This window comes from Geodermatophilus sp. SYSU D01176 (genome assembly GCF_054050015.1).
Genome location: NZ_JBJGYN010000034.1, coordinates 1 through 19,037, shown reverse-complemented (window position 1 = coordinate 19,037; position 19,037 = coordinate 1). Strand labels below are relative to the sequence as shown.

The window sequence follows — 19,037 nt, the reverse complement described above, 5'->3', positions numbered from 1 at the left end:
GCGCGCAGGCGCAGTACGCCCGCATCCCGCTGGCCGACGGCACCCTCGTCGCCACCCCGGGCATGCCCGCCGACGACCTGGTCCCCGGCCTGCTGGCCGCCTCCGACGTGCTCGGCACCGGCTGGTTCGCCGCCGTCGCCGCCGAGGCCGGCCCCGGCAGGACCGTCGCCGTGGTCGGTGACGGCGCCCGTCGGCCTGCTCGGCGTCCTGGCGGCCGAGCAACTGGGCGCCGAGCGGATCATCGCGATGAGCCGGCACGAGGACCGGCAGGAGCTGGCGCTGGAGTTCGGCGCCACCGACCTCGTCGCCGAGCGCGGCGACGAGGGCGTGGCCCGCATCAAGGAGCTCACCGGCGGCCTGGGCGCGCACTCGGTGATCGAGGCCGTGGGCACCCAGGAGTCGATGATGCAGGCCACCCGCCCCGGCGGGCACGTCGGCTACGTCGGCGTCGCCCACGGTGTGGCACTGCCCGGTGAGGAGCTGTTCTTCTCCGGCGTCCACCTGCACGGCGGACCCGCCCCGGTGCGCCGGTTCCTGCCCGACCTGATCAACCTCATCTGGAACCGGACCATCGACCCCGGCAGGGTCTTCGACCTCGAGCTCCCGCTCGACGAAGCCGCCGAGGGCTACCGCGCCATGGACGAGCGCCGCGCCGGCAAGACGCTCCTGCGCCCCTGACCGACGAGCACACCGCACCCCCGGGGAGAGGAACGACCGTGCAGATCACCCGGAGCTCGATCGACACCGTCAAGGGGCCCACCGACCGGTTCACCGGCGACGTGTACATCGACGCCATCGCCGCCGCGCCCGCGCCGTCCCGCGTCACCGCCAACCTGGTGCACTTCATGCCCGGCGCCCGCACCCACTGGCACCGCCACCCGCTGAGCCAGACCGTCTTCGTCACCGAGGGCGTCGGCCTGTGCCAGCGCCGGGGCGGACCGGTCGAGGTCATCCGCCCCGGCGACCGCGTCCTGTTCCAGGCCGACGAGGAGCACTGGCACGGCGCCGCGCCGAACCGGCTCATGGTCCACCTGGCCATCAACGAGGGCGACGCCGACCACGCCGTCATCCACTGGCTGACCCCCGTCACCGACGAGGAGTACGCCGCCGCCCCCGCCGTCGACTGACGGCCACCACCCCGAAGCCCTTGAACGAGGAGCACTCCCGCATGCGCGTCAACGCCTACGCCGCCCCCGCCGCCGGCCGGCCCCTGACCCCCACCACCATCGAGCGCCGGGATGTCGGCCCGAACGACGTCCTCATCGAGATCCGGTACGCCGGCATCTGCCACTCCGACATCCACACCGTCAACGGCGACTGGGGCCCGCAGCCCTTCCCGGTCGTCCCCGGCCACGAGATCGTCGGCGTCGTCACCGAGGTCGGTGCCGACGTCACCCGGCACCGGGTCGGCGACCGCGTCGGCGTCGGCTGCATGGTGAACTCCTGCGGCGAGTGCACCAACTGCCGCAACGGCGACGAGCAGTACTGCCTCCAGGGCATGGTCCCCACCTACGCCGGCACCGACCGCGACGGCAGCACGACCCAGGGCGGCTACTCCACCCACGTCGTCGTGGACGCCGACCACGTCCTGCGGGTGCCGGACGGCATCGACCCCGCGGCCGCCGCGCCGCTGCTCTGCGCGGGCATCACGACCTACGCCCCGCTGCGTCGCTGGGGCGCCGGTCCCGGCAAGAAGGTCGCCGTCGTCGGCCTCGGCGGACTCGGCCACATGGCCGTCAAGCTGGCGCACGCCATGGGCGCCGAGGTCACCGTGCTGTCGCAGTCGTTGAAGAAGCAGGAGGACGGGCTGCGGCTGGGTGCCGACCACTACCACGCCACCAGCGACCCGGACACGTTCACGCAGCTGGCCGGCCGGTTCGACCTCGTCGTCAACACCGTCAGCGCGCCGATCGACGTCGACGCGTACCTGTCCCTGCTGGCCGTGGACGGGGCGCTGGTCAACGTGGGTGCGCCCGCGGAGCCGCTGAGCCTGAACGTGATGTCGCTGATCGGCGGCCGGCGCACCTACGCCGGCTCGATGATCGGTGGCATCGCCCTGACCCAGGAGATGCTCGACTTCTGCGCCGAGCACGGCATCGGCGCCGAGGTCGAGGTCATCGCCGCCGACCGGGTCAACGACGCCTACGAGCGCGTCCTGGCCTCCGACGTCCGCTACCGGTTCGTGATCGACACCGCGACCCTGGGCTGACCCCGGCCCGCCCGGCCGCCATCCCCGGCGGCCGGGCGGGGGCGCTCCGCGGATGGACCCTGTGCCTACTTCAGCAGGCTCCGCGCGATCACCATGCGCTGGATCTGGTTGGTGCCCTCGTAGATCTGGGTGATCTTGGCGTCGCGCATCATCCGCTCGACCGGGAAGTCCTGCGTGTAGCCGGCCCCGCCGAAGAGCTGGACGGCGTCGGTGGTGACCTGCATGGCGACGTCGGAGGCGAACGCCTTGGCCGAGGCGGAGACGCGGGTGACGTCGGGGCGGCCCTGCTCGCCGGCGGCCGCGGCGACGTAGACCAGGTGGCGGGCCGCCTCGATCCGCATCTCCATGTCGGCGAGCATGAACTGCACGCCCTGGAACTCGCCGACCGCCTTGCCGAACTGGCGGCGCTCCTTGACGTAGGCCACCGACGCGTCCAGCGCGCCCTGCGCGATGCCGACGGCCTGCGCACCGATGGTCGGCCGGGTGAAGTCCAGCGTCCGCAGCGCGGTCTTGAAGCCGGTGCCGGGCTCGCCGATGACCCGGTCGGCCGGGATGGTGCAGTCGGTGAAGTACAGCTCGCAGGTGGGCGAGCCCTTGATGCCCATCTTGCGTTCCTTGGGGCCCACCGCGAAACCGGGGTCGTCGCGGTGGACGGCGAAGGCGGAGATGCCGTTCGCACCCTGCTCCGGGTCGGTGACCGCCATGACCGTGTACCACTCGGAGATCCCGGAGTTGGTGATCCATGCCTTGGTGCCGTTGAGCACCCAGCTGTCGCCGTCCAGGCGCGCGCGGGTCCGCATCGCGGCGGCGTCCGAGCCGGCCTCCCGCTCGGAGAGGCCGTAGCTGATCATCGCGTCGCCGGCGGCGATCGGCCGCAGCACCCGCTGCTTGAGGTCCTCGGACGCCGCCAGGATGACCGGCATCGAGCCCAGCTTGTTGACCGCCGGGATCAGCGAGGCGGACGCGTCGACCCGGGCCACCTCCTCGATCACGATGCAGGTCGCGATCGCGTCGGCGCCCTCGCCGCCGTAGGCCTCGGGGATGTGGGTGGCGTGGAAGCCCGCCGCGGTGAGCGCCTTCTGCGCCTCGACCGGGAAGCGCGAGTCGGCGTCGACCTCGGCGGCGTGGGGCGCGATCTCCCGCTCGGCGAGATCGCGGACCGCCTCGCGGACCGCCTGGTGCTCCTCGGTGAGGGCGTACAGCCCCGCAGCGTTGTTACCCACGGGTACGGATAGTAGGACGTCCTGCTATCCGTGGGAAGCGAGCCGCTCCTGCAGCGTGGCGTCCCGGGCCACCACGGATTCGGCGAGGTCGGCCTGGAAGCGCTCGACGGCGGCCCGCAGCTCCGGGTCGGCGGCGGCGAGGATCCGCACGGCGAGCAGCCCGGCGTTGCGGCCCCCGCCGATGGACACCGTCGCGACCGGCACTCCCGCCGGCATCTGCACGATCGACAGCAGGCTGTCCAGCCCGTCGAGCCGGTCCAGCGGACGCGGGACGCCGATGACCGGCAGCGGCGTGGCCGCCGCGACCATCCCGGGCAGGTGGGCCGCTCCCCCGGCACCGGCGATGACCACCCGCAGCCCCCGCCCGGCGGCGGTCTCGGCGTACTCGAGCATCCGGCGCGGCGTGCGGTGCGCGGACACCACGTGCGCCTCGTACGGGACGCCGAACTCGGCCAGCGCCGCGGCGGCGGGCTCCATCACCGGCCAGTCGGAGTCGCTGCCCATGACGATGCCGACGATCGGGTCCACGCCGCTCCTCAGTGCTCGGTCGGGAAGGCGAACGCCGGATCGACCTCGCCGTCGGCCAGGTAGCGGGCCGCCGCGCCCGCCCGGGCGCGCACCTCGTCGAGGTCGGTGCCCAGGGCCGTGACGTGGCCGAGCTTGCGACCGGGGCGCTGGCCCTTGCCGTACCAGTGCAGTTTCACGTCGGGCCAGTGCGCCATGAGGTGGTGCACCCGCTCGTCCAGCGACGGCCCGGTCCAGCCCTCCGCGGCCGCGCGCCCGCCGAGCACGTTGGCCATCACGACGACCGGCGCGGCCATCGCGGTGCCGCCCAGGGGGTAGTCGAGGACGGCGCGCAGGTGCTGCTCGAACTGGCTGGTGCGCGAGCCCTCGATGGTCCAGTGCCCGGAGTTGTGCGGCCGCATGGCCAGCTCGTTGACCAGGACGCCGTCCGCCGTCTGGAACAGCTCGACGGCGAGCACGCCGACGACGCCGACCCGGTCGGCCACCCGCACCGCGAGCTCCTGGGCGGCGGTCGCGGCGGCCTCGTCCAGCCCCGGTGCCGGGGCGAGCACCTCGGTGTTGATGCCGTCGCGCTGCACGGTCTCCACCACCGGCCAGACCGCGACCTGGCCGAAGGGCGAGCGGGCGACCAGCGCCGACAGCTCCCGGACCATCGGGACCCGCTGCTCGGCCAGCAGGACGTCGTACCGGGTGAAGATCTCCGCGACGTCGTCCGGGGCGTCGACGACGAAGACGCCCTTGCCGTCGTAGCCGCCGCGCGGCGTCTTGATGACCACCGGCCAGCCGTGCCGGTCGCCGAAGGCCGCGACCTCGTCGACGGAGGCGACCTCGGCCCAGGCCGGCTGCGGCTCCCCCGCCGCGGCCAGCGCCCGGCGCAGGACCAGCTTGTCCTGGGCGTGCACCAGCGCGTCCGGGCCGGGCGCGACCCGGTGCCCGGCGGCCTCCAGGGCACGCAGGTGCTCGGTGGGCACGTGCTCGTGGTCGAAGGTCACCACGGTGGCGCCGTCGGCGACGGCGAGGAGGGCGTCGAGGTCGCGGTGGTCGCCGAGGCGGACGTCGGCGGCCACGAGCGCGGCCGACTCGTCGGGGCCGGTGGAGAGCACCCGCAGCGACTGGCCCAGCGCGATCGCGGCCTGGTGCGTCATGCGCGCGAGCTGGCCGCCGCCGACCATCGCCACGACGGGCAGTCCGGTACGTGGATCGAGTCGGGACGCCATGGTGCGCCCGAGCCTAGCGAGGTGGGGAGACCGGGATCTCGGGCCGGTGTCCGGCGATGGACGGCCTCGGCCCGGCCCGGTTCCGTACAGTCGACGGTCATGCCCCTCCTCGACGACCTGGCCCGCCGGGCCGGCACCACCTGGCGGCTGCTGCTCAAGGAGGTCGGCGCCTTCGGCGTCGTCGGCGGTGCGTGCTTCCTCGTCGACATCGGGCTGTTCCAGCTGCTCTACGCGTACGCCGACGTCCCGGCGGTCATGGCGAGGCTGGTCTCGACGCTGGTGTCCATGACGCTGGCCTACATCGGGCACCGGCACTGGTCGTTCTCCCACCGCGCCCGGACCGGCGTGCGCCGCGAGTACACGGTGTTCGCCGTGGTCAACGGCCTCACCCTGGCGCTGAGCCTGGGGCTGGTCGCGTTCGTCCGGTACGGCCTGGACCAGGAGGGCGCCCTCGTCCTCCAGCTGACCAACGTGGTCTCGATCGGCCTCGGCACGGTCGTCCGCTTCCTCTCCTACCGCCGCTGGGTCTTCCCCACCGTGGAGGTGCCGGGCGCGGTCGCCCCTGCCCGCCAGTGAGGCCCGGCGACCGGCGCCCCGGCCTCGGTCGGGCCGGGTCGCTCGCCGCCGGCGTCCTGCTGACGCTGACCGCGTGCTCGAGCGGCACCGAGGCCACCCCGCCGGCGCCGCCGGCTCCACCCACTCCCACTGCCGCACCGGGCACCACCCGGTTCCAGGTGGCCGGCGTGGACGCCGTCCTGCGGGTGCCGGAGCAGGCCAACGGCCGGCTGGTGGTCTACCTCCACGGCGCCGGCGGGACGGCGGAGAGCATCCTGGGCACCGAGCCGCGGGCCCGGCTGGTCGAGGGGCTGGTGGACGAGGGCTACGCGGTCGTCGCCAGCGACGCGCACGGTGACGCCTGGGGCAACGCGGAGTCCGTCGCCGCCCACGCCGCCGCCGCCGAGGAGGCCGCGGCGCGCACCGGGACGACGTCGGTGTTCCTGCTGGCCGAATCGATGGGTGGCCTGCCCGGTGCCCAGCTGACGACCGGGTCCGAGCTCGACGAGGTCGAGGCACTGGCCGGCATCTACCCCGTGTGCGATCTGTCGTCGGTCTACCCGCGCTTCGCCGACTCCGTCGACGCCGCCCACGGGGACGACGTGGACGCGGCCCTCGACCGGCTCTCCCCCGTCGACCCGGCTGGCTCGGTGCCGGTCATGGTGTGGGCGTCCCCGCAGGACACCGTCGTCCCGAAGGCCGCCAACGGCGACGCCTGCGTCCGGCAGGCCCGGGAGGCCGGCGCCGACGCGATCGTGGTGGAGAGCACCGGCGAGCACGGGGACCCGTCGCACTTCGACCTGCCGACGGTGCTGGCCTTCTTCCACTCCTCCGCCGGGGAGGGCTGACCGGTCGTGCCCGCCGCGCGGGCACGACCGGCGCCGTCAGCCGCGCGAGCGGGGGGTCCGCCCATCGCCGGCGGCCAGCGGCGCGTCCACGGGCAGGCCCGCGGCAGCCGCCGTCCGCGGCTGCGGGGGCGTCGCCAGGGGCCACGCCCGGCCGGAGGCGCTGGGCAGCGGCGTCAGCCAGCGAGCGGTCGCGTGCTCCCCCGCGGGAACGGCGTCGGGAGCCGGCTGGGCCTGCTCCGCCGCGGGAGCCGGGTCGATGACGCGCCGGCCACCCCAGAGGCGGACCAGTCCTCGGCGGACCGGCTCCTCGACGCCGTGGTGGAGCCCGGCGGCGAGGGCGAAGCAGACCACGACGAGGACGGGGACGGCGAGCGCGCCGCCCGGCGACTGCGCACCGGCACCGGCCGGGTCGCGCATGATCACGGCCATGCCGACGTCCCGCACGGTCCAGTGCACGAGGTACAGGCAGTAGGAGATGCGGCCGCCGTAGACCATGGCGTCCCGTGCCAGGAACCGCGCCGGCCCACCGTCGGTCAGCGCGAGGCCGGCGATCAGCGGCGGCCAGCACAGGACGGCCACGGCCGCGTACTTGCCCATCTCGCCGCCGGTCGTGAGGTCCTGGCCGGTCCGCCAGTTGGCCCAGAGCAGGACGACGCCCGCGGCGACCAGCCCGGCGGTGGTCAGCCGCTGGCCCCACCGCTCGCCGCGCTGGGTGCCCTCCAGCTGGGTGACGGCGCAGGAGGCGAGGATGCCGGCGACGAAGCTGCAGGCGATGCGCAGCACCCAGTTCATCTCGATGTCGTCGGTGCCGTGCAGGAACGACGTCAGGGCCAGCGGGGACATCGCCGCGGTGGCGAGGACCAGCGCGAGCGCGGGGTGGACGCGCAGCATCGGGCGCATCGCCAGGGCGAGCAGCGGGAAGGTGAGGTACGCCAGCCACTCGGCGCTGATCGACCAGCCCGGCGGCACCCAGCTCACGTCGACCAGCGAGGACTCGCCCCACATCTGGGTCATGGTCACCTGGCGGAGCAGGACCGTGAGGTCCAGCGGGGGGTGGGTGCTGACGACGTGCGGGTCCAGCCCCAGCCGCGGGGCGGCGAGGAGCCACGCGCAGGCGGCCACCGTCACCGCCATCCAGGCCGGCCACACGCGGGCGAAGCGGTTGGCCACGAACCGGGCCGCGCCCGCGGTGGACCAGCGCCGACCGCACTCCTCCAGGTAGCTGCGGGCGATGACGAAGCCGCTGAGCACGAAGAACAGCTCCACGCCGATCCACCCGGCACTGATGACGGCGTGGGACCCGGGCAGCTGGTCGACGTAGGGCATCAGCTGGCCCTCGAAGTGGAACAGCACCACCCACACCGCGGCGACGATCCGCAGCCCGGTCAGGGCCCGGATCTCGGACCGCGACCGGCGGGGAGCGTCGGTCGACGAGGGACGGGCGGCAGGTGCGCTCGGCGCTGCGGACATCGGCGTCTCCCGGGGAAGGGGTGGTGTCGACCCGGCGATCGGGACCCCCTGGACGCTAGTCACGCTCCGCACACGGTTGTTGACTCGAAAGTCACTGAAATCCGGCCGGGAAAGCCCAGAAGCTGCCAGGACGAGTCACACTCGACCCAGCAGTCCCCCTCGCCCCCGGGGCGGGTTGGGGTTGCCTGCGCCGAGGGGCCGCTGTGACCCCTGTGCCCCGGGAGGCCGGACGAGGCGACACCTCCCGCCTCCTGGCCGGCCGCGCCCGCGACGCTCGGCAGACTGGACGGCGTGCAGCTGCTCGAGCCCGGGGAGTCGGACCTGCGGGCCTGGGACGCGGCGGTGGCCCAGCTGGTCCGGGTCGCGGTCGATGCCGAGGCTCGGCTGGCGCGGCTGGTGCGGGTCCTCACGCGGCTCGACCACCCGGCCGCTGCGGTGCTGCTGCCCGCGCAGGTCTCGACGACCGCCGACGTGGCCGACCGGCTGGTCACCGTGGTCGTCCGCGACCCGCGGCTGCGCGACGACCTCCGCGGCTGGGTGACCGCGGTGACGCGGTTGTGCCGCCTCCGCGACACGGTGGTGCACACCGTGTGGGAGCGCGGGGAGGGCGACCGGGAGTCCACCATGTGGCCGGTGTGGTCCCCGGACCCGCTCGAGCCCGCGCGCACGACCGCCACCGAGCTGCGTCGCACCCTGTCCGCGCTGTCCCGGCGGTGCGGCCCCGCGTCGGACGAGCTGCTGCTGCGCCTGGACAAGTCCCAGCCGGAACTCGAGGTCTACAGCCGGGTCTGACGGTCAGCCGGCCAGGCGGTCAGCCGGCCAGGCGGGACCCGTGCCGCCCGGCGACGACCTCCAGCCGGGTGGGGATGCGGGTGCGCAGCTCCTCCAGGTGGCTGATGACGCCGACCGTCCGGCCACCGCGACGCAGCTCGTCCAGGACGTTCATCACCGCGTCGAGGGCCAGCGCGTCCAGCGTGCCGAACCCCTCGTCCACGAACAGCGTGTCCATCTGGATGCCGCCGGCCTCGGCGGTGACCACGTCGGCGAGCCCGAGTGCGAGCGCCAGCGACGCCATGAAGCTCTCCCCGCCGGAGAGCGTCTTCGTCGGGCGCCGGGTGCCGGTGTACTCGTCGAACACGTCCAGGCCCAGCCCGCCGCGGGCGCCGTGCCGGGCCTGGGCGTCGCTGTGCAGGAACGTGTAGCGGCCGCCGGACATCTCCTGCAGCCGCCGGCTGGCGACCTCGGCGACCTGCTCGAGGCGGGCGGCCAACACGAAGGACTGCAGGCGCATCCGCAGCGTGTTGGCGCCACGGCCCGCGACGAGGTCGGCCAGGCCTGCGACCCGCCCGGCCCGGGCGCGGCGCTCGGCGAGCTCCAGCTCGGCGGAGACCACCTCGCCGGCCAGCCGGTCGAGCGCGGTGGAGCAGCGCCGGGCCCGCTCCAGCGCGGTGACGGCCTCCTCCCGGCGGGCGGTCAGCTCCGCGCAGCGCTGCTGCAGCGCCGGGACGTCGGGCCGCGCGGGCAGGTCGGTGAGCTCGGGGTCGGCGAGCGTCGCGGCGGCGACCGACCGGGCCTCGTCGTGCTGCCGCAGCCGCCGCTCGAGGCCGGCCAGCTCCCCCGCGTCGAGCAGCGCGTCGGCGGCGTCGAGCGGGTCGGCGAAGCCGGCGGCGGTGGCGCGCGCGGCCGCGGTCTCCCGCGCGGTGTCGGCGGCGGCCCGGGCCCGCAGCTCCTCGGCCTCGGCGGACAGCACGGCCTCGCAGCGTTCGGCGGCCCGGGTCAGCCGACGGACCCGCGCCGGCAGGTCGGCGTCCTCCCCGCGGGCGGCGTCGAGCCGCATGGTGAGCTCGGTCAGCGCCTGCGCGCGCCCCTCGCGCTCGGCGGTGCGCCGCTGCAGCTCCTCCCGGTCGGCGGCCAGCGCGGCCGCCGCGGCGTCCCGGCCGGCCTCCCGGGCGGCCAGGTCCCGGCGGGCCGCCTCGACCCGTCCGGCGAGCGCGGCGACCTCGTCGCGCTCCGCGCGGGCCTGCCGGGCCCGCGCGGCGAGCTCGGCGGCCGGCAGCTCCCCGGCCCGCTCGCGCAGGACGGCGAGCTCGCGCTCGCGCTCCTCGACGACCCGGCGGGCGGCGACGGTGCGCTCCTCGGCCGCGTCGACGACCGCCCGCGCCCGCTCCTCGTCGTCGGGGGAGACGCGCGGGCCGCTGTGCCCGGCCGGCCGGGGGTGCTCGGTGGCGCCGCAGACGGGGCAGTCGGCGCCGGGCACCAGACCGGCGGCCAGTTCGGCGGCCATGCCGTCGAGGCGGGCGGCACGCACCTCGAGGAGCGCCTCGCGGGCGTCGACCCAGGCGGCACGGGCGGCCTCCGCCGTCGACCGGGCGGCGGCCAGGTCGGCGGCGACCCGCTCGGCGCGGGCGGCGGCGTCCAGCGCCGTGCCGGCGGCGTCGGCGGCCGCGGTGAGCCCCGGCAGCCGGGCGGCGGCGGCCGAAGCGGCGTCCAGCCGGGCCTGCGCCTCGGCGACGCGCTCCGGCCAGCCGGCCGCGGTGCGCGCGCCCTCCGCGCAGCGCGCGGTGAGCGTCTCGACGTCCCGGTCCAGCCGGGTGAGCTCCCGGGCGAGGCCGGCCGCGCGCTCGGCCTCGGGCACCAGCGCCCGCGCCGCGGCGGCCTCGTCGCGCAGCTCCCGGGCGCGCAGGGTGTCGGCCGCGCCGCCACCGGCCACCTCGGCCCAGGCGGCGCGCGCCGACTCCAGCGCGGCGGACGCGGCATCGGCGGTCACCGCTGAGCGGCCGGCGGCCTCCAGGACGTCGCGCAGCACCTCGGCCCGGCGCCCGGCGTCGGCCCGTGCCCGCAGCGGGCCGAGCTGCTCCTCCTCGGCGGCGAGGCGGGCCAGCTCCCCGCGGGCGCGGTCGCGCCGGGCGTGCCGGTCGGCCAGGGCGCGGGCGTCGGCCAGCTCGGCGTCCAGGCGAGTGCTCGCGGCGGCGGCCGCCTCGGCCGCGGCGGTGACGGCGGTGAGGTCCCCAGCGGCCCGGCTGCGCACGGCCGCGACCCACGCGTTCACCGATGCTCCGGGCCGGGCGCCGACCAGCTCGGGGGCCAGCTCCTCGGGCACCGCCACGTCGGCGGCGTGCGCGATCCGGTCGAGCAGCCGGCCCAGCCGCTCCCGGTCCGTGCGCAGCGTCTCCTCGGCGGCCCGGCGCTCGGCGGCCAGCCAGTCCTCCGCCCGGGCGAAGCGGCCCACGTCGAAGAGGGTGCGCAGCAGGCGGGCGCGGTCCTCCGGCTCGGCGCGCAGGAAGCGGGCGAAGTCGCCCTGCGGAAGCAGCACCACCTGGCAGAACTGCTCGGCGGACAGGCCCAGCCGCACCCGCAGGTACTCCGAGCCCTCGTCGATGCGGGTGCTGACCGGTGCCCAGGCGGCGCCGTCCCACCGCTGCACGGTGAGCCTGGCCTGCTCGGTGGTCTCGCCCGCGCCGCGCTTCTTCGGCCGGGTCTGCTCGGGCCGGCGGACGACGAGCAGCCGCTCGCCGGCGAGGGTGAGCTCGCAGGAGACCTCGGTGCGGGTGGCGGCGTCGGCGTGGTCGCTGCGCAGTCGCTTCTCCTCGCCGCGCGCGCCCGGGACGGTGCCGTAGAGGGCGTAGACGACGGCGTCGAGCAGCGTCGTCTTCCCCGCGCCGGTGGGGCCCCACAGGAGGAAGAGCCCGTCGCGGGCGACGGCGTCGACGTCGACGGTCTCGGTGCTGGGGAACGGCCCGAACGCGGTGAGCGACAGGGAGTGCAGCCTCACCGGGCCAGCTCCTCCCGGGCCGCCGCACCGAGTGCCCGGAGCAGCAGCTCCCGCTCGGCGTCGCTCACGCCGACCCCGTTGCGGACGTGGGTGACGAACTCCCCGGCCACCTCCAGGTCGCTGCGGCCGCGCAGCCGCTCCTGGTAGCTGCGGCCGTCGCCCGCGCCGGTGCCGCCGGTCCACTCCAGGTGCACGCAGCGCGCGAAGCGGGTCTGCAGCCGCCGCATCGGGTCCGCCGGGCGCACGTCGTCGGTCAGCCGGGCCGAGACGAAGTGCTCCTCGACGCCCGTGTGGGCCGGGTCGGCGAGCAGCTCGTCCAGCGTGCCGGTGAGCACGGTCAGCGGACGCGGGGTGGGCAGCGCCAGCGGGCGGGCACCGGCCAGCCCGGTGGCGTCGAGGTCGACCAGCCACACCTGCTTCTCCTGCCCGGCCTCGCCGAAGGAGTATGCCAGGGGCGAGCCGCTGTAGCGCAGCCGCGGGGTGATCGTCTGCGGCCGGTGCAGGTGACCCAGTGCCACGTAGTCGACGCCGTCGAAGACCGCCGCCGGCACCAGGTCCACGCCGCCGACGCAGATGTCCCGCTCGCTCTCGCTGGGCACCCCGCCGCCGACGAAGGCGTGCGCCAGCACCACCGACCGGGCGCCGGGGCGCAGGAACAGGTCGCGCCGCACCCGCTCCATCGCCTCGGCCAGCACCGCCTCGTGCGAGCGGGCGCCCGGCACCCCCAGCTCGTGCCGGGCCAGCTCCGGCTCGAGGTAGGGCAGCCCGTAGACGGCGACCTCGCCGTGCTCGTCGCGCAGCAGGACCGGCTCGTCGAGCGCGCTGGTGGCGGCCCGCACGTGCACGCCGGAGCGCGCCATCAGACCGGCCCCGAAGGAGAGCCGCCGCGCCGAGTCGTGGTTGCCCGGCGTGAGGACCACGACCGCCCCCGCGCTGCGCAGCCGCATCAGCACCCGGTCGAGCACGCCGGTCGCGTCGGCGGAGGGCACGGCGCGGTCGTAGACGTCACCGGCGACGACCACGACGTCGACCGCCTCGGCCGCGACGACGTCGGCCAGCCCGGAGAGCACCGCCTCCTGCTCGCGCAGCAGGTCGGCGCCGTGCAGTGAGCGGCCGATGTGCCAGTCCGAGGTGTGCAGCAGCCGCATGGGCGCAGAAGGTAGGTCGGGGTACCGACAGAACCGCCCAGCCACGCCGGAACGGGCCGGTCACAGCCCGGTCAGAGGCGGGTGGTGCGCTGCTGGGGCGTCCAGCCGGCGGGGGTCCAGCCGTCGTCGTCCCACCCGTCGCGCGGGAGCGGCACACCGGCGCCGCCGCGCCGGTCGGCGTCCTCCTCCATCAGCGCGACGAGCAGCTGCTGGACCCCGTCGCTGTCGGGCACCCGCTCGAGCACGGTGGCGCCGCCGTCGCCCACCGTCTCGATGGTGAGCGTGCCCGAGCGGACCAGCCGCTGGCCCAGGGTCTGCCGGTAGGAGACGTCGGCGATCCGGGACAGCGCGATGTCGCGGCCCCGGCGGGCGAGGACGCCCTCCCGGAGCAGCACCCGGCGCGTCGTGATCACGTAGTGCGTGGAGCGCCAGCGCAGCACCGGCCGCAGGACGGCGGCGGCGAGGAGGAGCAGCGCGAGCCCCGTGACGACCGCCCGCACCGTGCCCTGCGACGGCCCCGCGGGTACCAGCGCCGCGCCGAAGGAGGCACCGCCCACCACGAGCAGCAGGACGAGCACCGGCCTGGCGAGGGTCAGCCAGTGCGGGTGCAGGTGCCGGACGACCTCTTCGTCCTCGGCGAGCAGCTTGTCCGGGTAGGCCACCAGCTCAGGATGACGGAGGGCGACCCTCCGATCACGCCTCCCGCGCCGGTGCGCGCACGTGTCGCACGTCGCCGCTGGTCAGCTCCACCGTGCCCTGCGCCGTCCGGACGACGAGCCGGCCGTCCCAGTCGACCGACTCGGCGACCCCTTCGAGGGTGGAGCCGTCGGGCAGCGTGACGACGACGACGGCCCCGACCGTGGAGGACCACGCGAGGTAGTCGCGGGCCAGCCCGCTGGAGACCGGGTCGCCGAGGCTCTGCACCCACGCGAGGTAGCGGCGCTCGAAGCCGCGGAGGAACTGCAGCAGCACCGCCGCGCGGTCGACCGGCCGCCCGGCCACCAGCGCGAGGGAGGTGCCGGTCTCCGGCAGCTCGTCGGCGCGGGTGGAGACGTTGAGTCCCACGCCCACGACGACCGCGGGTGGGCCGGGTGCAGCACCGCCCGCCTCGGCGAGGATGCCGGCGAGCTTGGCGCCGTCGGCGGCGAGCAGGTCGTTGGGCCACTTCAGCGACGCCCGCACCCCCGGGACCTCGCCCACGGCCTCGGCCAGCGCGACACCGGTGAGCAGCGGCAGCCACCCGCGGCGGGCGCTCGGCACGTCGGGGCGCAGCAGGAAGGAGACGGTGATGCCCGCGCCCGGCGGGGAGGTCCAGACCCGGTCCAGCCGCCCCCGGCCGGTCACCTGGTGCTCGGCCACCAGGACCGTCCCCTCGGGAGCGTCGTCGGCCGCGGCCGCGAGCAGCGCGGCGTTCGTGGAGCCGATCTCGGGGACGACCTCCAGCGAGCGCCACAGGTGGCTGTCGGCGGTCAGCGCGGTCGCCAGCGACGGACCGTCGAGCGGGGCCCGCGAGGGGTCGGCGGAGGGGGACGGCGGGCGCTCGGGCACTCTTCTACGCTACGGAACCCGTGAGCGACGGAGCTCACGCCCGGGCACGGCAGCGCACGGTCGCCGCCGGCGAGCCCCACCGAGGAGAGATGCGTGAGCGCTGCTGAACTCGAGAGCGCCGGGGACTCCGTCCCTGGCGGCGTCGACCTGCACACCACCGCCGGCAAGCTGGCCGACTTCGAGCGCCGCGTGCAGGAGGCCACCCACGCGGGGTCCGAGCGCGCCGTGGAGAAGCAGCACGCCGCGGGCAAGATGACCGCCCGAGAGCGGATCGAGGCGCTGCTGGACCCGGGCTCGTTCACCGAGCTCGACGAGTTCGCCCGCCACCGCTCCACCAACTTCGGCATGGACTCCAAGCGGCCCTTCGGGGACGGCGTCGTCACCGGCTACGGCACCGTCGACGGCCGCCCGGTCTGCGTCTTCTCCCAGGACGTCACCGTCTTCGGCGGCAGCCTCGGCGAGGTCTACGGCGAGAAGATCGTGAAGGTGCTCGACCTCGCGATGCGCAACGGCTGCCCGGTCATCGGGATCAACGAGGGCGGCGGCGCGCGGATCCAGGAGGGCGTGGTCTCCCTCGGCCTCTACGGGGAGATTTTCCGGCGCAACGTGCACGCCTCCGGCGTCATCCCGCAGATCTCGCTGGTCATGGGCGCCGCGGCCGGCGGGCACGTCTACTCCCCCGCGCTCACCGACTTCATCGTGATGGTCGACCAGACCAGCCAGATGTTCATCACCGGCCCCGACGTGGTGAAGACCGTGACCGGCGAGGACGTCACCCTCGAGGAGCTCGGCGGCGCCCGCACCCACAACACCAAGTCCGGCGTCGCCCACTACCTGGCCGAGGACGAGGCCGACGCCCTGGACTACGTCAAGGCGCTGCTGTCCTACCTGCCGAGCAACAACCTCGACCCGCTGCCGGCGATCGAGGTCGCCCCGGCCGACACCACGACCGACGGCGTCACCGACGACGACCGCGAGCTCGACACGTTCGTCCCGGACTCGGCCAACAGCCCCTACGACATGCACACCGTCATCGAGCACGTGCTCGACGACGGCGAGTTCCTCGAGGTGCAGGCGCTGTTCGCGCCGAACATCGTGGTCGGCTTCGGCCGGGTCGAGGGTCGGCCGGTCGGCGTCGTGGCCAACCAGCCCACCCAGTTCGCCGGCACGCTGGACATCGACGCCAGCGAGAAGGCGGCGCGGTTCGTGCGCACCTGCGACGCCTTCAACATCCCGGTGCTGACCTTCGTCGACGTCCCCGGGTTCCTGCCGGGCACCTCGCAGGAGTGGGAGGGGATCATCCGCCGAGGCGCCAAGCTGATCTACGCCTACGCCGAGGCGACCGTCCCGAAGATCACCGTGATCACCCGCAAGGCCTACGGCGGCGCCTACGACGTCATGGGCTCCAAGCACCTCGGCGCGGACCTCAACCTCGCCTGGCCGACGTCGCAGATCGCCGTCATGGGCGCGCAGGGCGCGGTGAACATCCTCTACCGGCGCGAGCTCGCCGACGCCGAGGACCCCGACGCCCGCCGCGCCGAGCTGATCACCGAGTACGAGGACGCGCTGCTCTCGCCGTACATCGCGGCCGACCGGGGCTACGTCGACCAGGTGATCCGCCCGTCGGAGACCCGCATCGAGGTCACCAAGGGGCTGCGGCTGCTGGCCAACAAGCGCCAGACCCTGCCGCCGAAGAAGCACGGGAACATCCCGCTGTGACGACGACATCGTCGTCCTCCGGACGACCACCGCGGCCAGCGGAAGGACCCCACTCCTCACGACCTCCGTTGTTGCGTGTCGTCAAGGGCGAGCCCTCGGCCGAGGAGCTCGCCGCACTCACGGTCGTCGTCGCCGCGCTGTCCCAACGGCGCCCCCGTCGACGGCCCACCCCGGTCGGGGCCTGGGCGTCATCCGGTGACGCCCACCGGCGTCCGCTGCGTCCCGGCCCTGGTGGTTGGCGCGCGTCCGGGCGGTTCGCGTGAACGAGCTCGCGGGTCCGTGCGGCAGGACGGCGGAGCGGCGGATGCTGACGACGGGCACCAGTGAGGAGAGAGCATGAGCGTGGACCGCCGTCTGGTGCTGGCCTCGGCGTCGCCGGCCCGCCTGACCCTGATGCGCCAGGCCGGGCTGACGCCGGAGGTCGTGGTCAGCCAGGTCGACGAGTCGTCGGTGCGGGCTCCGCGGGTCGGCGAGCAGGTCGCCCTGCTGGCCGCCGCCAAGGCCCGGGCCGTCGCCGAGCAGGAGTCCGACGCGCTGGTCGTGGGTGCCGACTCGCTGCTGGAGTTCCGCGGGAAGCCGCTCGGCAAGCCCGCCGACGTGCACGACGCCCGCGACCGCTGGCAGCGGATGAGCGGTCGGAGCGGCGTGCTGCACACCGGTCAGGCGCTCTTCGACGTCCAGGACGGCCAGGTGGTCAGCCGGGACGTCGCCGTCGTCTCCACCGTGGTGCACTTCGCGAGCCCGACGCCCCAGGAGATCGAGGCGTACCTCGCGACCGGCGAGCCGCTGGCCGTGGCCGGCGCGTTCACCCTCGACGGGCTCGGCGCGCCGTTCGTGCGACGGGTGGACGGCGACCCCGCGGCGGTCGTCGGCCTGTCGCTGGCCACGCTGCGCGACCAGCTCGCCAAGCGCGGGCTGGCGATCACCGATCTCTGGCGGCGCTGAGCTCCGCTCGCCCGCCCAGCCCCGCAGACTGAGCAGTACGAGACCGAGGGAGAACACCGGTGGAGAAGGTCCTGATCGCCAACCGCGGCGAGATCGCGGTACGCGTCGCCCGCGCCTGCACGGACGCCGGGCTGACCAGCGTGGCCGTCTACGCCGAGCCCGACCGCGACGCGCTGCACGTGCGCGCGGCCGACGAGGCCTTCGCCCTCGGGGGGACGACGCCCGGCGACTCCTACCTGGTGATCGACAAGATCCTGGACGCCGTGAAGCGGTCCGGCGCCGACGCGATCCACCCCGGCTACGGCTTCCTGTCGGAGAACGCCGACTTCGCCCAGGCGGTCATCGACGCCGGCCTGACCTGGATCGGCCCCTCCCCCGAGGCGATCATCGCCCTCGGCGACAAGGTGCAGGCCCGGCACATCGCCATGGCCGCCGGCGCGCCGCTGGTGCCCGGCACCAAGGACCCGGTGGGTGGCGCCGACGAGGTCGTCGCCTTCGCCGAGGAGCACGGCCTGCCGGTCGCGATCAAGGCGGCGTTCGGCGGCGGCGGGCGCGGGCTGAAGGTGGCCCGCACCGTGGCGGAGATCCCCGAGCTCTTCGACTCCGCCGTCCGCGAGGCCGTGTCGGCCTTCGGCCGCGGCGAGTGCTTCGTCGAGCGCTTCCTGGACAGACCGCGGCACGTCGAGGCGCAGGTGCTGGCCGACACGCACGGCAACGTCGTCGTCGTCGGCACCCGCGACTGCTCGCTGCAGCGGCGCAACCAGAAGCTGGTCGAGGAGGCCCCGGCGCCGTTCCTCACCGACGAGCAGCGGGCGCGCATCCACTCCTCGGCCAAGGCGATCTGCCGGGAGGCCGGCTACCACGGCGCCGGAACCGTGGAGTACCTCGTCGGCGTCGACGGCTCGATCTCCTTCCTCGAGGTCAACACCCGGCTGCAGGTCGAGCACCCGGTCAGCGAGGAGACCAGCGGCATCGATCTGGTCCGCCAGCAGTTCCGCATCGCCGACGGGCTGCCGCTGTCGATCACCGAGGACCCGACCCCGCGCGGGCACAGCATCGAGTTCCGGATCAACGCCGAGGACGCCGGGCGCAACTTCATGCCGGCCCCCGGCCCGGTGACCCGGCTGGAGATCCCGCAGGGCCCCGGCGTGCGCTGGGACTCCGGCGTGGAGACCGGCGGGGAGGTGGCCGGCGCGTTCGACTCGATGCTGGCCAAGCTCATCGTCACCGGCGCCAGCCGGGAGGAGGCTCTGCAGCGGGCCCGCCGCGCGCTCGACGAGCTGGTCGTCGAGGGCATGCCCACGGTCGTCCCGTTCCACCGGGCGGTGGTCCGCGACGCGGCGTTCACCAGCGAGCCGTTCACCGTGCACACCCGCTGGATCGAGACCGAGTGGGACAACCAGGTCCCGCCGTACACCGCCGCCCCGGCCGGGCATGAGGAGCCCGAGGAGCGGCAGACCGTCGTCGTCGAGGTCGGCGGGCGCCGGCTGGAGGTGTCGCTGCCCGCGGGCCTGGCCGCGGGCGGGGGTGCCCCGGCCGCGGCCGGCGGCGCCAAGCCGCGCAAGCGTGGCGGCGGGCACGGCGGGTCGGCGGCGTCGGGTGATGCCCTGACCAGCCCGATGCAGGGCACCATCGTCAAGGTCGCCGTCTCCGACGGGGACACCGTCGCCGAGGGCGACCTCGTCGTCGCCCTCGAGGCGATGAAGATGGAGCAGCCGATCACCGCGCACAAGGCCGGGACCGTCAGCGGCCTGTCCGCCGAGGTGGGCGCCACGGTCACCAGCGGCGCGGTCATCTGCACCATCGCCGACGCGGGGTAGCCGCCCGGCCGACGAGGGGCCGCCACCGGTTCTCCGGT

Annotated in this window: 18 protein-coding genes; 10 read left to right on the top strand and 8 right to left on the bottom strand. The window is 75.2% G+C overall.

Annotated elements, in window-relative coordinates; all coding sequences use genetic code 11:
* The first annotated feature begins 177 nt into the window (after window positions 1-177).
* Genes ACI78Z_RS17170 through ACI78Z_RS17160 form a run of 3 tightly spaced genes read left to right on the top strand, consistent with a single transcriptional unit; the run spans window position 178 to window position 2,209 of the window.
* Window positions 178-678: a zinc-binding dehydrogenase gene (locus ACI78Z_RS17170; RefSeq protein WP_457037755.1), complete on the top strand. Its 501-nt coding sequence runs from the start codon at window positions 178-180 to the stop codon at window positions 676-678.
* 38 nt (window positions 679-716) lie between these two features.
* On the top strand, window positions 717-1,127 hold the full coding sequence (locus tag ACI78Z_RS17165) for a (R)-mandelonitrile lyase (protein WP_457037754.1): 411 nt from the start codon (window positions 717-719) through the stop codon (window positions 1,125-1,127).
* A 41-nt stretch (window positions 1,128-1,168) separates the two neighbouring features.
* Window positions 1,169-2,209, top strand: coding sequence for an NAD(P)-dependent alcohol dehydrogenase (locus tag ACI78Z_RS17160; RefSeq protein WP_457037753.1), 1,041 nt, complete (start codon window positions 1,169-1,171; stop codon window positions 2,207-2,209).
* 65 nt (window positions 2,210-2,274) lie between these two features.
* Here the strand turns inward: ACI78Z_RS17160 and ACI78Z_RS17155 are convergent, their stop codons facing one another.
* Genes ACI78Z_RS17155 through ACI78Z_RS17145 form a run of 3 tightly spaced genes read right to left on the bottom strand, consistent with a single transcriptional unit; the run spans window position 2,275 to window position 5,174 of the window.
* On the bottom strand, window positions 2,275-3,432 hold the full coding sequence (locus ACI78Z_RS17155; RefSeq protein WP_457037752.1) for an acyl-CoA dehydrogenase family protein: 1,158 nt from the start codon (window positions 3,430-3,432) through the stop codon (window positions 2,275-2,277).
* A gap of 24 nt (window positions 3,433-3,456) precedes the next feature.
* Window positions 3,457-3,960 (bottom strand): 5-(carboxyamino)imidazole ribonucleotide mutase, encoded by a 504-nt coding sequence (purE, locus tag ACI78Z_RS17150; protein WP_457037751.1) that lies wholly within the window; start codon window positions 3,958-3,960, stop codon window positions 3,457-3,459.
* A gap of 8 nt (window positions 3,961-3,968) precedes the next feature.
* Window positions 3,969-5,174 carry a 5-(carboxyamino)imidazole ribonucleotide synthase gene (locus ACI78Z_RS17145; RefSeq protein ID WP_457037750.1) on the bottom strand — a complete coding sequence of 402 codons (1,206 nt, stop codon included), beginning with the start codon at window positions 5,172-5,174 and terminating at the stop codon, window positions 3,969-3,971.
* Between the two features lie 99 nt (window positions 5,175-5,273).
* On the opposite strand from ACI78Z_RS17145, the gene ACI78Z_RS17140 reads away from it, so the two are divergent.
* Both ACI78Z_RS17140 and ACI78Z_RS17135 read left to right on the top strand, forming a co-directional pair.
* A complete protein-coding gene (locus ACI78Z_RS17140; protein ID WP_457037749.1) occupies window positions 5,274-5,750 on the top strand; it encodes a GtrA family protein in 477 nt (158 codons plus the stop codon).
* Window positions 5,747-6,577: an alpha/beta hydrolase family protein gene (locus tag ACI78Z_RS17135; protein ID WP_457037748.1), complete on the top strand. Its 831-nt coding sequence runs from the start codon at window positions 5,747-5,749 to the stop codon at window positions 6,575-6,577. The genes ACI78Z_RS17140 and ACI78Z_RS17135 overlap by 4 nt, the downstream gene beginning before the upstream one ends.
* A 36-nt stretch (window positions 6,578-6,613) precedes the next feature.
* On the opposite strand, the gene ACI78Z_RS17130 is transcribed toward ACI78Z_RS17135, so the two are convergent.
* The gene (locus ACI78Z_RS17130; protein WP_457037747.1) at window positions 6,614-8,047 is read right to left on the bottom strand and encodes an acyltransferase family protein; all 1,434 of its coding nucleotides are present in this window, start codon (window positions 8,045-8,047) and stop codon (window positions 6,614-6,616) included.
* A 291-nt stretch (window positions 8,048-8,338) separates the two neighbouring features.
* Here ACI78Z_RS17130 and ACI78Z_RS17125 point away from each other — a divergent pair, with 291 nt between their 5' ends.
* Entirely contained in the window at window positions 8,339-8,839 is a 501-nt protein-coding gene (locus ACI78Z_RS17125) for a hypothetical protein (RefSeq protein WP_457037746.1), read from the top strand.
* Window positions 8,840-8,858: 19 nt separating this feature from the next.
* Here the strand turns inward: ACI78Z_RS17125 and ACI78Z_RS17120 are convergent, their stop codons facing one another.
* The 4 genes from ACI78Z_RS17120 to ACI78Z_RS17105 all read right to left on the bottom strand — a co-directional run bounded on the left by ACI78Z_RS17120 (window position 8,859) and on the right by ACI78Z_RS17105 (window position 14,515).
* A complete protein-coding gene (locus ACI78Z_RS17120; RefSeq protein ID WP_457037745.1) occupies window positions 8,859-11,819 on the bottom strand; it encodes an AAA family ATPase in 2,961 nt (986 codons plus the stop codon).
* Window positions 11,816-12,967 (bottom strand): exonuclease SbcCD subunit D, encoded by a 1,152-nt coding sequence (locus tag ACI78Z_RS17115; protein WP_457037744.1) that lies wholly within the window; start codon window positions 12,965-12,967, stop codon window positions 11,816-11,818. The genes ACI78Z_RS17120 and ACI78Z_RS17115 overlap by 4 nt, the downstream gene beginning before the upstream one ends.
* 71 nt (window positions 12,968-13,038) lie before the next feature.
* A complete protein-coding gene (locus ACI78Z_RS17110; RefSeq protein ID WP_457037743.1) occupies window positions 13,039-13,629 on the bottom strand; it encodes a PH domain-containing protein in 591 nt (196 codons plus the stop codon).
* A gap of 31 nt (window positions 13,630-13,660) precedes the next feature.
* Window positions 13,661-14,515, bottom strand: a complete 855-nt coding sequence (locus ACI78Z_RS17105) for a biotin--[acetyl-CoA-carboxylase] ligase (protein WP_457037742.1) — start codon at window positions 14,513-14,515, stop codon at window positions 13,661-13,663.
* 93 nt (window positions 14,516-14,608) lie between these two features.
* On the opposite strand from ACI78Z_RS17105, the gene ACI78Z_RS17100 reads away from it, so the two are divergent.
* The 4 genes from ACI78Z_RS17100 to ACI78Z_RS17085 all read left to right on the top strand — a co-directional run bounded on the left by ACI78Z_RS17100 (window position 14,609) and on the right by ACI78Z_RS17085 (window position 18,999).
* Window positions 14,609-16,234, top strand: a complete 1,626-nt coding sequence (locus tag ACI78Z_RS17100; protein ID WP_457037741.1) for an acyl-CoA carboxylase subunit beta — start codon at window positions 14,609-14,611, stop codon at window positions 16,232-16,234.
* The gene (locus ACI78Z_RS17095) at window positions 16,231-16,497 is read left to right on the top strand and encodes an acyl-CoA carboxylase subunit epsilon (RefSeq protein ID WP_457037740.1); all 267 of its coding nucleotides are present in this window, start codon (window positions 16,231-16,233) and stop codon (window positions 16,495-16,497) included. Before ACI78Z_RS17100 ends, ACI78Z_RS17095 begins: the two co-directional genes overlap by 4 nt.
* A 73-nt stretch (window positions 16,498-16,570) precedes the next feature.
* Window positions 16,571-17,179 (top strand): Maf family protein, encoded by a 609-nt coding sequence (locus ACI78Z_RS17090; RefSeq protein ID WP_457037739.1) that lies wholly within the window; start codon window positions 16,571-16,573, stop codon window positions 17,177-17,179.
* Window positions 17,180-17,238: 59 nt separating this feature from the next.
* On the top strand, window positions 17,239-18,999 hold the full coding sequence (locus ACI78Z_RS17085; protein ID WP_457037738.1) for an acetyl/propionyl/methylcrotonyl-CoA carboxylase subunit alpha: 1,761 nt from the start codon (window positions 17,239-17,241) through the stop codon (window positions 18,997-18,999).
* Window positions 19,000-19,037: the final 38 nt, after the last annotated feature.